Source organism: Novosphingobium sp. Chol11 (assembly GCF_900218065.1).
GTDB classification, from domain to species: Bacteria; Pseudomonadota; Alphaproteobacteria; order Sphingomonadales; family Sphingomonadaceae; genus Sphingobium; species Sphingobium agri.
Window position 1 is genome coordinate 1,717,853 of sequence record NZ_OBMU01000001.1, and the last position, 14,250, is coordinate 1,732,102.

15 protein-coding genes are annotated in these 14,250 nt (G+C 65.1%); 1 reads left to right on the plus strand and 14 read right to left on the minus strand.

Features of this window, described 5'->3' with window-relative positions; genetic code table 11:
• Position 1 precedes the first annotated feature (1 nt).
• The 13 genes from NCHOL11_RS08625 to NCHOL11_RS08685 all read right to left on the minus strand — a co-directional run bounded on the left by NCHOL11_RS08625 (position 2) and on the right by NCHOL11_RS08685 (position 11,992).
• A complete protein-coding gene (locus NCHOL11_RS08625) occupies positions 2-751 on the minus strand; it encodes a prepilin peptidase (protein WP_097091946.1) in 750 nt (249 codons plus the stop codon).
• On the minus strand, positions 748-1,470 hold the full coding sequence (gene gspN, locus NCHOL11_RS08630) for a type II secretion system protein N (protein WP_097091947.1): 723 nt from the start codon (positions 1,468-1,470) through the stop codon (positions 748-750). The genes NCHOL11_RS08625 and gspN overlap by 4 nt, the downstream gene beginning before the upstream one ends.
• The gene (gene gspM / locus NCHOL11_RS08635) at positions 1,467-1,955 is read right to left on the minus strand and encodes a type II secretion system protein GspM (RefSeq protein ID WP_097091948.1); all 489 of its coding nucleotides are present in this window, start codon (positions 1,953-1,955) and stop codon (positions 1,467-1,469) included. Before gspM ends, gspN begins: the two co-directional genes overlap by 4 nt.
• Entirely contained in the window at positions 1,952-3,061 is a 1,110-nt protein-coding gene (gspL, locus tag NCHOL11_RS08640; protein WP_097091949.1) for a type II secretion system protein GspL, read from the minus strand. Before gspL ends, gspM begins: the two co-directional genes overlap by 4 nt.
• Positions 3,058-4,047: a type II secretion system minor pseudopilin GspK gene (gene gspK, locus NCHOL11_RS08645; protein WP_097091950.1), complete on the minus strand. Its 990-nt coding sequence runs from the start codon at positions 4,045-4,047 to the stop codon at positions 3,058-3,060. Before gspK ends, gspL begins: the two co-directional genes overlap by 4 nt.
• Positions 4,040-4,720 carry a type II secretion system minor pseudopilin GspJ gene (gene gspJ, locus NCHOL11_RS08650; RefSeq protein WP_097091951.1) on the minus strand — a complete coding sequence of 227 codons (681 nt, stop codon included), beginning with the start codon at positions 4,718-4,720 and terminating at the stop codon, positions 4,040-4,042. The genes gspK and gspJ overlap by 8 nt, the downstream gene beginning before the upstream one ends.
• A complete protein-coding gene (gene gspI / locus NCHOL11_RS08655; RefSeq protein WP_097092841.1) occupies positions 4,720-5,091 on the minus strand; it encodes a type II secretion system minor pseudopilin GspI in 372 nt (123 codons plus the stop codon). Before gspI ends, gspJ begins: the two co-directional genes overlap by 1 nt.
• A gap of 127 nt (positions 5,092-5,218) precedes the next feature.
• The gene (locus NCHOL11_RS08660; protein ID WP_097091952.1) at positions 5,219-5,704 is read right to left on the minus strand and encodes a GspH/FimT family pseudopilin; all 486 of its coding nucleotides are present in this window, start codon (positions 5,702-5,704) and stop codon (positions 5,219-5,221) included.
• Positions 5,676-6,191, minus strand: coding sequence for a type II secretion system major pseudopilin GspG (gspG, locus tag NCHOL11_RS08665; protein WP_441339499.1), 516 nt, complete (start codon positions 6,189-6,191; stop codon positions 5,676-5,678). The genes NCHOL11_RS08660 and gspG overlap by 29 nt, the downstream gene beginning before the upstream one ends.
• 27 nt (positions 6,192-6,218) lie before the next feature.
• Positions 6,219-7,436 carry a type II secretion system inner membrane protein GspF gene (gene gspF, locus NCHOL11_RS08670; protein WP_097091954.1) on the minus strand — a complete coding sequence of 406 codons (1,218 nt, stop codon included), beginning with the start codon at positions 7,434-7,436 and terminating at the stop codon, positions 6,219-6,221.
• A complete protein-coding gene (gspE, locus tag NCHOL11_RS08675; RefSeq protein ID WP_303621672.1) occupies positions 7,429-8,970 on the minus strand; it encodes a type II secretion system ATPase GspE in 1,542 nt (513 codons plus the stop codon). Before gspE ends, gspF begins: the two co-directional genes overlap by 8 nt.
• Entirely contained in the window at positions 8,967-11,171 is a 2,205-nt protein-coding gene (gspD, locus tag NCHOL11_RS08680; RefSeq protein WP_097091955.1) for a type II secretion system secretin GspD, read from the minus strand. Before gspD ends, gspE begins: the two co-directional genes overlap by 4 nt.
• Positions 11,168-11,992: a type II secretion system protein N gene (locus tag NCHOL11_RS08685; RefSeq protein WP_097091956.1), complete on the minus strand. Its 825-nt coding sequence runs from the start codon at positions 11,990-11,992 to the stop codon at positions 11,168-11,170. Before NCHOL11_RS08685 ends, gspD begins: the two co-directional genes overlap by 4 nt.
• A 169-nt stretch (positions 11,993-12,161) precedes the next feature.
• Here NCHOL11_RS08685 and NCHOL11_RS08690 point away from each other — a divergent pair, with 169 nt between their 5' ends.
• Positions 12,162-12,815 carry a prolyl hydroxylase family protein gene (locus tag NCHOL11_RS08690; RefSeq protein WP_255254748.1) on the plus strand — a complete coding sequence of 218 codons (654 nt, stop codon included), beginning with the start codon at positions 12,162-12,164 and terminating at the stop codon, positions 12,813-12,815.
• On the opposite strand, the gene NCHOL11_RS08695 is transcribed toward NCHOL11_RS08690, so the two are convergent.
• Positions 12,812-14,248 (minus strand): CYTH and CHAD domain-containing protein, encoded by a 1,437-nt coding sequence (locus NCHOL11_RS08695; protein ID WP_097091958.1) that lies wholly within the window; start codon positions 14,246-14,248, stop codon positions 12,812-12,814. The genes NCHOL11_RS08690 and NCHOL11_RS08695 overlap by 4 nt on opposite strands.
• Between the last annotated feature and the right edge of the window lie 2 nt (positions 14,249-14,250).

The window sequence follows — 14,250 nt, forward strand, 5'->3', positions numbered from 1 at the left end:
ATCAGCGGATCGACGCCAACACCCACCAGCCCGGCAGCGCAGCGACCGCAAGAAATGTCCCCAGCGGCACCCGCGTGGCAGCCGTTATCCTGCGCCCCCCGACCATGCCGGAAAGCACCACCAACAACCCAAGGCTCGCCGCCATGAGCAATATGAACGGCAGCGCCTGCCAACCGAACCATCCGCCCAGCGCCCCCATCAGCTTTGCGTCGCCCAAACCCAGCCCGTCACGCCCCCGCGCCGCGCGATAGCTGACCGCCACAAGCAGCAGCACGGCATATCCCCCCGCTGCGCCTATCAGCCGGTCCACCAGCGTCACATCGGTCACCCACAGCCCCAGCGTCAGGCCAAGAAAGGCGAGCGGCAAGGTCAGCGCATCGGGCAGCCAGAAGTGCCGCCAATCCAGCACAGCGAGCGTCAGCAGCAGCCATCCGAACAAAGCCCAACCCGCGCCCGCCAGCCCCGGCGCCGCCCCGCACGCCAGCGCTCCGATAACCGCGCAGCCCGCCTCCATCCACCCATGCAGCGGATCGATCTTCGCGCCACATGTTCGGCATCGTCCCCGCAAAGCCAGGGCGCTGATCACCGGCACCAGGTCGATTGCGCCCAGCACCCGCCCACACCCGTCGCAGGCCGACCGTCCACCTGCGACGCCTCGCCCTTCCGGCCAGCGCAGCACCAGCGTCCCCAAAAAGCTGCCTGCGATCGCGCCCGCGGCCGCGCCCAGCACCGCCCACAGCGGATCGATCACAGCGTCCCTTCGACCGTCAAAACCCGCGCGCCGCCTGTCCCGGCAAAGCCAGCCTTCGCCAGCGCATCGCCAAGCGCCGCGTCTGCCGTCTCCACCCGCATTTCGGCGACATAGCGGCCGGACCGCCATATCCGCAGGTTGATCTTCTCCAGCCCCGATTGGCTCACCAGCGGCAACAGCAACGCCTTACCATCGCAGCTCGCCACGCCTGACAGCCCTTGCGTCAGGTTGAGGCCCGGAAACTGCCCCGCCATCTGCGCCCGCACCCGACCCTCGGCATGACCGCAGCGGTCGCCGGTAAAATAAGCCGTCACATCCTCCATCGCCAAACTCGCGATCGGCAACGGCGCGAAGCTTCGGCCGAGCGGCACCGTCCCCGTCACATCATCGATGCCCACGCGACCGAACCCCACCGTCAGCGCACCGCCCAAGTCATCCGCCGCGCCCTGCCGCCGCCAAATATCGAATCGCGCCCGTCCCATCAGCAACTGCACCGGCGACAAGGCGGCGTTGACCGTTCCGACCGGCATCGTGCCAAGCATAAGCTGGTCCATCCGCCCGCTCCAAAGCGTACCCCGCACCTCCCGTGCGGCGACGCCCAGCCGCTCAAGGCCGGATAGCCCCAGCGCGATCCGCATCGGCATGAACAGGATCAGCCCAAGGACGAACAGCAGCACGATCCCAATCCGCGTCCGCCGCGACCAGCCGAGCCGCGTCATTGCCCCGCCCCCCGCACGAGCACCGCCTGCACCGAAACGCTGCCCGCTGTCGGCGAAGGCCGCGCGCTCATCGTCTCCACCCGCACACCCTGCGCCTCCAGCGCCGCCAGCCAGGAAAACAGCGCCACCGGCCGCACCGACGCCATCGCAATCTCGATGCGCGCGCCGCCCTGCGCGTCAGCCCGTTCCAGCGTCAACCCCGCCTCGCCCGCGCTCTGGCTCACCAGTTGATCGATCGCCACCATGGCAGAAGCACCCGCCACCCCGCGCGGCAGCGTCTTGAGCAGCTTGACCTTCGCCCGCATCGCCGCATTGCGGTCGGTCGCCTCGATCAGCGCCTCACGCGCCGACCGCTGCGCCGCCGCCAGCGGGTACAGCACGCCCAGCCACAGCACCACCACCGCCAGCAGCGCGAACATCACGCCCAGCATCCATTGCTCGCGCGGCGATCGTTCGCCCCACATGGTCTTCACCGCGTCCATCATGATCGCACCGTTATGTCAGCGAGCGCCCGCCCGCCCGGGTCCTGCGAAGGCGTCGCCGTGATGGTGAAGCCCGCGCCTTGCAACGCCAGCAGCACCGCGTTGATCTCCTCCACCTTGGCCGCCGCCAGCGTCGCACGGATCATCCCGTCCGGATCACGCGACAGCGCCGTCATCGACACGCCGGGCGCCTCCTGCAGTGCGTTCAGCAATCCCGCCACCGGCGCGGTAAAGGCATAGGCCCCCGCCCCGCGCGCCGCCAGCTGCCGCTCGATCTCCGCCTCGGCCTGGGCCAGGTCGCCCGCGCCCGGCACCACCTGCCGCGCCAGCGCCAGGCTTTCCGCATCCAGTCCGCGCGCCGCCACATGCTGCCGCACCAGCACCGTCAGCGAAATAAGCAGGCTGACGAGCAGGATCAGCCCGCTCCACAGCACAATTCGCCGAAGCACGGCCTTGTCCGCGACCCGCCGCACCCGCTTGGCAAAGTCGCCCTGCCGCAGGTCGAGCGGCGGCCGCTTCAGCGCGTCGACCGCCCGCGCCTCCACCACATCGACGGGCACATCCTCGATCGGCGCGCCAGCCGCCAATATAGGCGCCAGGTCGCCACCAAATGCGATGCCCCTTCCCCTCAGCATCACCTCGCCGCCAAGCGAACCGCGCGCAAAGCCCTCGTCCGGCTCCGGCAGAAGCAGCGGCGCAGGCACGATGATGTCGGGGTCCAGCCCGTGATGCTGCGCCCAGAGCAGCCAATGCTGCATGTCGCTGCGCGCCGCGACCGCAACGACATGCGGCCGGGCCGGGTCATCATTCTCATCGGCCGCCGCGAAAAGCTGATCGGCAGGCACGATCCCGCCCGCCAGCGCCGCCAGTCGCGCCGCCGCCCGACCCTGCCGGGGTGCGAGCTCGGGATATTCGGCCCAATGCAAAGTCACCATCGCAGCAGGCGGCACCAACATCACCACCGCGTCGGCAGGCAAGGCCGTAAGGCCGCATGCCGCCAACCAATTCGCCCCCTCGCCACGTTGCGTCACCGCACCATCGACGACCCGCATCCACAGCGGCTCGCCGTCTTCAGGCAGCGCGACGATCAATCCCTCCCCCACGCTCATGCGCCGGTTCCCCAGCTGCGGCGGATCAACCTGGCCGGGCTCTCCCGGGCATCGATCAGCGCCCGCTCAACCACTTGCGTACCCCCAACGTCCACCGTCACGTCCACCCCGAAAAATCCTGTGGTCAGCTTGACCTGATTGGCCGCTTCCTCGAGCGGATTGATGCCTTGGGCGGCGAGCGGCGCCCAGAACTGCACTGTGCTGCCATAGCCCTCGGCGGGCCGCTGCACCAAATATTGCCGCGCCTGGGCGACGCTCACCTGTCCTTGGAGCAGCATCGCGAACAGCACCGCCTGTCCCGGCAGCAGCGTATTGACGTTGATCGGCGACAGATCCGATGTCGGCAATGCGCACACCCATGGCCGCGCCAGATCATGAATGGCGGGCGTTACGCCATGCACAGCCCGCAACTCGCTCGCATCCACCATGAAGCGGTTGGCCGTGCGATAGGGCCGCGCCGCCTGCGCATAGACCTCATCTTCCGCACCGCCCGGCTGCGGCACGCTGTCGCTGTCGATCCAGTCCGCCAGCGATGCCGCCGCCACCTGCGCCTGTCGCGCATCGACGCCCAGCGCCTGCAACAATGCCTGGAACTGCGACACGCCGACCGGCCGGACCTTCAGATTGGACTCATTCTCGCCAGCCACCACGCTGTTGAGGTTGAAGCAATTGCCCGCGTCGCTCACTCGTGCACTCGCCGCTCCGCCCGGAACAGCAACCGGCTGCGGCGTCCCCATCCAATTCCCGGCCAGCGTCGTCTTGCCCGGACTGGCGGCGACCAGATCGCCGATCCGCAGCCGCGCCATCTCCACGCCCGCGTCGGCAAAGGCGCGCGCCTGATCCACCGCGCCGCCATTTCCCGTCATCCGCGTCGCAAGCGCCAGCCGCTCCAACGCCGTTGAAGCAACCACCGCCATCACCGCGACCAGCAGCAACACCGTCAGCAGCGCCGCGCCGCGCTCGCCTTTCTTCCCGGGATCAGGCACCGGCCATCTCCCCTGCCAGCTTCTCCGCAGGCCCGGGTCCCACCAGAAAACGCAGGGTAACGGGCGGCTCGCCGGTGCGCGTCACCGTCATTTCGACAGCGCGCGGCATCAGGTCGGGTTGCGTCGGGATCCACTCATTGCGCCACTCGCCCTGCCCATCGCGAAAGCGCAGGGCGACATCATCGACATGATCCAGCAGCGTGGCCGGATCATCCCCGGCCGCACCATCGACCTGCGCATAGGTGCGCCGTTCCAGCCGACCCTGCCGCACCCAATATTCGACCTTTTGCAGCGAAGGGCGCGGCAAATCGCCCAGATTATCCCATCCGCCCCGCACGAACTGCATCACCGGCACGGCCTCGCCCTCGCGATGCGACCAGAATGCAGGGGCGAGGGTCCCTGCCTCCGTCCGGCTGATACGCGGCACCGCCTGCCCAAGATCGGCCGCGAGCGCTCCGCCTGCCCGCTGCACGGCGGCCATGTCATCCAGCCGCGCCTTCACCTGCGCCTGTGCCGACACGCTGTTGCCGAGCAGCAGCACGCCTGCCGCGGCCAGCATCGCGAAGATCATCAGCGCCACCAGCAACTCGATCAAGGTAAAGCCCGCCTGCGCCCGGCCTGAACGGAGAAGGCCGGTATTCGCCCCCGATTCCTGCTGATCCCGGCGCCTCATCACTGCACCGCTCGCACAAAGCTCAACACGACCGGCGACGTCCCCGCCTGCCCACTTACCGTCAAATCGACCTGCAACAGCCGTTTGTCGCTCGTGTCCTTCACCATCCGCGTCCAATGCCAGCGCCGCCCGCCATTCTCGACATCACCCTCTTCGCTCCCAATTGAGGGCGGCGCGGCATCGGTCTGCACCTCCACCATCAGGTTGCGCGCGACGATCTGTCCCAGCGCCTTGCTGTCGAGGTCCGCCGCCGTTCGCAACGTCACCCCCTGCAACCGCACCAGCGCCAGCGCCGCCAGGCTGAACACGGCAAGCGCCACCAGCATCTCCAGCAGCGTGAAGCCTTGTTCCTTTTTAGCTTTGGTCGAGATTTGGCTCAGGTCGAGCCGAAAAGCGTTATTTTTGAGCACCGGAGCGCAGCGTACTCTAAGGTACGTGAGCACCGGAGCGCAGAAAATAGCGCTTTGCAGGCCGACATGAGCCAAATATCGGCCGAAGCTACCCACCGACCATGACCTTTCCAGCCATATCGACGGTGACGGACACCCGCTCCGCCTCCCGCGCCAAGGTCACGGTCATCGGATCGGTCGGCAACCCCGTCCCATCAAAACCAATCTGCTGCCGCCCGTCCTTGCCAAGCAGCGCCCGTGTCCCCGACGTCCAGTTCGCCGTCACGAACGGCTTCTCCTCCACCGGCACCCATTGCCCGCCATCGCGGCGCTGAAATCCATAGCCTGATGCGGACACCCACACCGCCATTGGCCGCGCAGTCACGACCGCTTCGTCGCGCGCGGCGGCAACGCGCGCGGCAAAGCGATCGGCATCCTCGACAACCCGTCCGCGCGGATCAGGCATGGCAAGCACCACAGCAGCCGAAATGAAGCCGATGATCGTCAACACGACCATCAGCTCGATCAAGGTGAAGCCGCACTCGTCGGAAGGCGAGCTCTCGGCCTCAAAGCTCGCTGGAATAAATATCCGCATTCTCGCTCTCGCCGCCCGGCTGGCCGTCCGCGCCCAGCGAACTGATGTCGAACGCGCCCTTCCGCCCTGGCACCGCATAAGTGTAGGCGCGGCCCCACGGGTCCTGCGGCAGCTTCTTGATATAGCCGCCCCGGCGATACCGTTGCGGCTGCGCCAGCGAAGCGGGCGGATTGATCAGCGCCTGCAATCCATCCGTCTGCGAAGGATAGCTCAGATTATCAAGCCGATACTGCTCCAGCGCCTGCTCGATCGTCGCAATATCCGCCTTCGCCTTCTCCACCCGCGCCGTGTCGGTCGCCGGAATGACGTTGATCGCCACGATCGTCGCCAGCAACCCGATGATGACGATCACCACCATGAGTTCGACCAGCGTAAAGCCGTGTTCGGCGGAACGCCTCGAAAAGGTGAAGCCATCCTCGCCTGCGTTCCGGCCTCCGTTCGCACCGGGCTTATCGAAGTGCCCTTCCTCTTTCTGGAAAAAGCGCATGGCTCTGGAAATAGACATAATCACTCCTCAAGCCCCCGTAAGGCTCTGCAATTGCAGGATAGGCAGCAGGATCGACAAGATGATCACCGCCACGATCCCGCCCATCAATATGATGATCACCGGCTCCAGCATGGCGAGCGCGGCGGAGGTGAAGCTGTCAAACTCCCGCTCCAGATAATCGGCTGCCCGCTCCAGCATCGTGTCCAGCCGCCCCGCGCTCTCCCCGCTCGCCGCCAGATAGACCAGCAGCGGCGGAAATACGCCCGCGCGCCGCAATGCCGCCGACAGACTGCCGCCACCGCGAATGGCCTCGACAATCTCTTCCGAAGCCTGCCGCAACACACGATTATGCACCGTCTGCGTGGTAAGCGACAAACCTTCCATCAATGGCAGGCGGCTTGCCACCATGGTCGACAAGGTCCGCGCCATGCGCGCCGCATGCAAGTCGCGGATCAACCGCCCCAGCAGCGGCAGCCGCAACAACGTCGCGTCAAATCGATAGCGGAAGGCTTCGACCTTCAAGGCGCGCCAGAAGGCAAAAGCGCCCACCGCGATCAGGATCGCCAGCAGCCACCAATAGCCCGCCAGAAAAGCCGAAATCCCCATCACCATGCGCGTCAGCAGCGGCAGGTCCTGCCCCACCGTGTCGAATTGCTCCACGACTTTTGGCACAACGAAGATCATCAGCGCCGCGACCACGCACACGGCAAAGGCAGCCAGCACGCTTGGATAGGCAATCGCCGTCAGCACCTTGGACCGGATCACCGCCTGTCGTTCCATCAGGTCGGACAGGCGCTCCATGATCGTCGGCAGGCTGCCGGAGCTTTCACCCGCAGAGATCATCGCCCGATACAGTGCCGGGAAGCTCCTGGGCTCCGCGCCCAGGGCATCCGCCAGCCGCCGCCCTTCCAGTACGCCTGAATGCACCTTGCTGACGATCGCGCGTACATGCTCCTGCTCGCTCTGCCGCCCGATCGTCCGCAGCGATTCCTCCAGCGGGCTCACCTGGATCAACGTCGAAAGCTGCCGCGTGAACAGCGTCAATTCCTTGGCCGACAGCCTCGGTGCGCGCAGGGAAAAGGCCGCGCGCCTGGCCGCCTTCTCCACCACGCCCGGCTCGATCCGCACGATGAACAGCTTGCGCGCGTCCAGCTTCGCGCGCGCATCCTCGACCGTCTCGGCCTTCACCTTGCCGGTGCGTTCCTTGCCCGCCGGATCGATGACCAGATAATCGAACTCAGCCATCGGCGATGGTTTCCACCTCCGCCGCATCGCGCCGCGACACGCGGATGGCTTCTTCCGCCGTGGTCTGCCCGTCGCGCACCAGTGCCCGCGCCGCAGACCCCAGATTGGGTGCGTTCAGGAAAGCGTGCCGCGCGATCAGGGATTCATCGCCGCCATCATTAATCAGGCGGCGGATCGTGTCGTCCACCCGGATCGCTTCGAACACCCCGATCCGGCCCTTGTATCCGGTTCCGTTGCACTGCTCGCAACCCCGCGCCCGATAGATGATCGTTCCGGGATCGAAACCAAGGAGTGCGCTTGCCGACTTGTCCGCCTGCACCGGCTCGCGGCAATGCTGGCACAGCCGCCGCACCAGCCGCTGCGCAATCACCGCGCGCAATGTCGAGGCAAGCAGGAAAGGCTCCACCCGCATGTCCCGCATCCGCGTGATCGCGCCGACCGCATCATTGGTATGCACGGTCGACAGCACCAGGTGCCCCGTGAGGGACGCCTGAACGGCAATCTCCGCCGTCTCCCGGTCGCGAATTTCGCCGACCATCACCACATCGGGGTCCTGCCGCAGGATCGCCCGCAACCCGGCCGCGAAGGTCAGGCCCACCTTCGCATTCACCTGCGTCTGCCCGACCCCCTCGACCGCATATTCGACCGGGTCCTCCACGGTCAGGATATTGCGCGTCCCGTCGTTCAGCTGCCTCAGCCCCGCGTAAAGCGTCGTCGTCTTGCCCGACCCTGTAGGACCCGTGACCAGGATAATCCCGTTCGGTTCATGCAATCCTTCACGAAAAATCCGATCCGCCGCCCCCGCCATGCCCAGCAGGTCAAGGTTCATCCCCGCATTCTCCTTGTCGAGAATACGCAGCACAACCCGTTCTCCCGCCCGGCTCGGCAGCGTCGAAACGCGCACGTCCAGCAACTTGCCGCCCAGCGTCAGCCCGATGCGCCCATCCTGCGGCACCCGCCGCTCGGCGATGTCCAGACGCGCCATCACCTTGATTCGGCTCACCACGACCGGCGCGACATGCGGCGGCATCCGCAAGGTCTCGCGCAACACGCCGTCGATTCGCATCCGCACGATCAAGCCCGTTTCATAGGGCTCGATATGAATGTCCGAAACGCCCTGTCGTGCCGCCTCCGCGATGATGCCGTTGATCAAGCGGATCGCAGGAGCGTCATCCGCGCTGTCGAGCAGATCGTCAGCGGTTGGAATATCGGCGGCCAATATGTCCAGCTCGTCCGCCCCGACTTCCAGCGAACCCGCCATGGCGGCCGCGCTGCCCTCCATCGCATAATGGTCGGACAAATGCCGATCGAACTGCGGCCCATCCACGAAGTGCACGTCGAAGCTGCGCGCCAGATGCCGCCGCACCTCCAGCAGTACGCGCGGGTCGCTCCCCTCGCGCACGGCAATGATCAGCCGCTCGCCGTCCAGCGGCAGCATGACGACGCCATGCTTGCGCGCGAAGACATAGGGAATATCGACGGCACGCGGTGCAAGGTGCAGGGGCTCGCTCCCTTGCGGGCCTGCGTCCGTCACCGTCGTTCTCCACTTGCCGGAACGTCCACTGGCCGCACCACGCCGCTCGATTGCCGCATCGTCGGCTCGATCACCTGTGCCTGAGGCGGAGCCTCGGCTCCCGGCTGCACCACCGCATCGCCAGCCTGCATAGGCGCAGGCGGCGTCGCGCCCATATAGTCGCGCACCAGTTCATCGATGCTGGGTTCGGCATCGGGATTGCGCGCCATCTGCATGTTCCGCACATAGCCATAGCGTTGCTGCGTCAGCCGCTGCGCATCTTCCTTCGACCGCAGGATCGTCGGGCGGATGAAGACCATGAGGTTCGTCTTGCTCCGACTCTTGCTGCGCGATTTGAACAGCTCACCAAGGCCTGGAATATCGGACAGTAGCGGAATACGCTCGATCGTCTTGCGCTCGTTGTCGTCGAGCAGTCCGCCCAGTGCCAATATCTCGCCATCATCGACCGTAACCGTCGTTTCGATCTCGCGCTTGTTGATGATGAGGTCGCTGTTGTTGTTCGACACCGGCCCCGCGACGCTCGACACTTCCTGCTTCAGGAACAGCTTGATTGCACCGCCCGTGTTGATCTGCGGCTTCACCTCAAGCTTGATGCCGACATCCTGCCGCTGCACCGTACGGAACTGATTGTCGAAATTCTGGCTCAGCGCTTCGCCGGTAGTGATCGGCACCTGCTGCCCGACCAGGATCGACGCCTTCTGGTTGTCCAGGGTCATGACAGAGGGCGTCGACAGGATGTTGCTGTCCGTGTCGGATCGAACGGCGTTGATGATTGCGCCGAAGATGCCGTTGCGTCCGATCTGTGTCGCCACCCCGCCAAAGCCGCCGGTCGCGTTCATCAGACTATCGACTGCCGCCTGCTGCAATGTGTTGGCTAGGTCGCCATTCTGGCGGGTCTCAGTTGTCGTTCTGGTTCCATCAGGAGCCACTACCGTTGTCGTGGTCGTCCCAAGATCATTGGCAGCAACAGCCCCCGCCAGAGTCAGCAGATTGGGCGAAGCGTTGGAATAGTTGGTCGCGGCAAAGCCCGTCTTCGTGCTGCCGATCAGGAACTGCACGCCCAGCTTCTTGGCGGCAGCGTCGCTGATCTCGACGATGATCGCCTCCACCAGAACCTGCTCGCGCCGCGTGTCCAGTTGCCGGATGGTTTCGCCCAGCATGCGCTGCACGTCACTGTTTGCCGCGACGATGATCGCATTCGCCCCTTCATAGCGGGTGACGATCGCTGGGCCGCGCGTCGAAATGCCGCTGCCTGATGATCCGCCAGCGTTCATCACCGCAGGCGGGGCCGATGCTGGAGGCACGGCCGATGGAGCCCCCGCCGCCGCTGGGACCGACGATGTCACAGCAGAGCCGGTCGATTGCCCCACCAGTTGCTGCAACACCGGCAGCAGCTTTTCGGCGTCCGCATGTTCCAGCCAGTAAACACGGATTTCCGTGCCGCTCGCCGCTTGCCGGTCAAGGTCGCGCGCCATTTGCGCCAGCCGCGCTACCGTCCCGGCATCGCCACGGATCGCGACCGAATTGCTGCTGTCAATCGGCACGATCGTCGCCGCCCGTTGCGCGCCTTCGCCACTGCTTTGTACAAGCGCCTGAAGCGATGTCGCGATTTCCCGCGCGCCCGCATTACGCAGAGTGACGGTCAGCGTGGCCGCCGTGTCGCGGTCGATCCGAGCCAGCACTTGGCGAATGCGGCCGATATTGTCGGCATAATCCGCCACCACCACGCTGTTGCCCGCGCGATTGGCGGTCACTGACCCATCCTTGCTGACCAGCGGCCGCAGGGTCTCCAACGCGCTTGCCGCGTCGATCGACCGCAGGCGAAAGACCTCCGTCACGAACTGGTTGCGATTTGCCCCTCGACCCACCACGCTGGGCTGGCCCGCCGCGCCATCGGCTGGCTGGATGCGATAAGCCCCACCCGGCGCCGGCACGGCCACAAGGCCGTTGGCGCGCAGGGTCGACAGGAAGATCTCGAAATATTCCGATCGCGACAACGGCCGGTCGGTGACGACCGACACCTTCCCCTGCACCCGATTGTCGATGATGAAGGTACGCCCCGTCACCCGCGCGGCGTCCTGGATGAAGGCACGGATGTCAGCGTCACGGACGTTGAGCGTCTGCTGGGCCAGGACCGGCGCGCCCATGGGCGATGCGAGCGCGAGGGCGGTAGCAGCGGAAAGAAGGAGTTTTCTGGTCATTGGCCTTGCAGGGTCAGGTTGATCGTCGAAAGGCCAGCGCCCCGCTCGACGGCCAGGGAAATGCGCGCGCCGGGCATGATTTTGCCCTGCAGCGCCTGAAGGTCGCTGGGCGAGCCGACCGGCTGTCCATCGACCTGGGTGATGACATCGCCGGGCTGGAAACCGGCGTTCTGGAAAGTGGGTCCCCTGGCCGTCAGGAAGAGGCCCGTGATACGCCCATTCTGCATGCGGGGCGCAAAGCCGATGTCGCGCTTCAGCCCGTCCGCCGTGGGATTGTCGATGCCGCCCGCCGGCGCCGGAACGGCACCGGCTTCGCCCGGCGCAGCGGCGGGCGCGGGCTGGGATTGATCAAGGAATATCTGCTCTTCCGCGCCGCCGCGATCGATGGTGACATGATCGAACGCCACGGCCTTCAACAGGACGCCGGGCAATATCTCGTCACCCACCGCAAAGCTGTTCTGCACGCCGTCAGGTCCAGCGATGATCGCCGACCCAAGGCCAGACCCCTCGTTCAACCGGATGCCATAGACGGTCAGCGCAAGCGAAGTGACCACGCCGCCGTTGGCCGGTTGTTGCGGACCAGCGCGGTAAAAGGGGTCGAAGCTTGAGAAGAGCGCCTGACGCGCAGCGAAATTCGGAAACTGCGCCTGCCGCCCTTCCCAGGGACCAAAGCTGCCGACCGGCGTCAGCAGTGCCCAGATCAGCCTCGCGCACTGCACCGTCAGCAGCCCGAGCAACAGCTTCTCGACCACCCGCAGCCAATCGATGGGTGCTAGGCGGCTGCTAAGGCCCTGAAAGTTACTGCGAAACGGCACGCGCATGGAACTTGGTAATCCCCCTTGACACCCGCGCTGCTAGGCAATTGTTTTTACTGCTGGATGACAAAAATGTGACCTATCCATGACAGGCGCAATCCGCAAGCGACGGCGCTTGCATTTAGAGCGCCAGACGGTAGCAAAAATGTCATATCACTCGCCCACTGCAGCGCTCATGCCGAGCCCATCCATCCCTGTAGCTGCCGATGCCGACCCGAATTGGATCGCTTCACATCCACGCGTGCAGCGGGTGCCTAGCCGCGACCTCACGCTGTTTATTCAGCGCGACTTCCTGACGGCGGAGGAATGCACCGGGCTGATCGAGCGGATAGAAGCGCGCCGTCGGCCCTCCACCATCGCCGATGCCAATGGAGACACGGCCTTCCGCACCAGCGAGACATGCGATCTTGACACAGCGGACCCGTTTGTTGCCGCAATCGACGAAAAGCTCGCGGCCTTTGCAGGCATCGATCCGGCGTTCGGAGAACCAATCCAGGGACAACGCTATGCCGTGGGTCAGGAATTCAAGCCCCATACCGACTATTTCGATCCCGCCGGGCTGGACTTCGTGCGCTACTGCTCCCTTTCCGGCAATCGCACCTGGACGCTGATGGTCTATCTCAATCAACCTTCGGCGGGCGGCGCGACCCGTTTCGTGAAGATCGGCAAAATGGTGCAACCGGAAAGCGGAAAGCTGTTGGCCTGGAACAATCGTCTGGAAACCGGCCGATGTAATGACGCCAGCCTGCACCATGGGATGAAGGTGCGCAGCGGCGTCAAATACATCATCACCAAATGGTATCGGGAAAAGATTTGGGTGGAGTCTTAGCGCCAAAAGCCCTTCATGTCCGCCAGCGCCTCATAAGCGTCCTCAGCCGCAGCCAACAGTTTCTTCTTGCTGCGCGCACTGCCTGACAGTTCAGCATCGATCGGCAGCCCATGCCGCGCCAATATCGTGCCTGTGCTGGCAAGGTCATTGAGCGCGCCCAACTCATCCTGCAAATTTTCCAGCGCTTCGACATAGCGGCCATAACGCCGCTGCTGCTTCTTGCCAGCGAAAAGGCTTGCGAAGAATTCCGCCGCGTAGCGCAGCTTCTTCGCCTTCTTGCGCACTTCATGACGATGTTCATCGTCCAGCTTGGCGAGGCGGGCCGCATGTTTGACCATCCAATGATGAAAATGCTGCAAGCGGCCGGCGGCAAATGCTTCCGCGCCCTCATCGTGATTACTGTCACCCTCGCGAAGTGTCAGCCACTCCACGATATCCAACATCAGCGTACGCGCGCGAGGGGAATGGAGCGCTTCGATCACTCGTCCATGAACGACTGCCCGGGCCTCGCTGATCTGCTCATGCAGACCGCCGAGATCGATCCGCTCGATCAGCACATCCAGGTCGCGCGCTTCGCCCAGCAACCTGGCCAGCCATCGCAAATCTTCCCGGAATCGCGTGACATCCTGGTCCGCCAACTTCGCCTTGAACAGAGTAAGGGCAGAACGGAGCCGCCGAACGGCCACGCGCGCCTGGTGCAAGGCCGTGGGGTCATACTGATCCAGCAGCAAATCTTCGTTCAGCCGATATTGCCGCACACAAGCCCGGACGATCGTTGCGAACGCCTCTTGCGCACTGGCGCCAGCGTTCAGCGTCACCGGTTCAGCCTTGAAGCAGGAAGGCGCCGACGCAAGCAGCCGATACCCCCTCTCGGATTTCGCCACGACCCCCAGCCGCACCGGCACGGTTGCCTCAATATGGCGCGCCAGGGAGAATAAGGCGGCGGGCTCCCCGGTCTTTATCTCCAGCTCGGCCTCACAGATCGGCGCCTGCCGCTCGCCTGCGCGCACCCATCCACGGTCGAGCACAAGCTCGATCTCGGCCGCGCCTTCCTTCACAATCCATGTTCGCCGCTCGACCTCGACTTCGAAGGCAGGCTCGACCATTTCCGCCGCATCGCCTAGGATAGCGGCAAGCGGCGTACGGCTATCGATCACCGGCTCATCAGAGGCGACAGGCATTTCCCATTCGGCGCGCGCAAAAATGCCGCCGCCCTGGCCGCCGTCATCGGCCTTGACCGTCTGGACGCGCTTCTTTCCCGACTTGCGGACCCGCAACGTATATCCCGACTTTTGAAGCTGCCGATCGCGAGTGTCGAAATAGATGGCGCGAAGTTCAGCCCGCTGGACGTCCTCCGGCAGCAGGGGCAGTTGCTGAAACGCATCCGCCGCTTCGCGCGAAAGTTCCAGTTTCAGTTCGACTTCCTGATCCACCG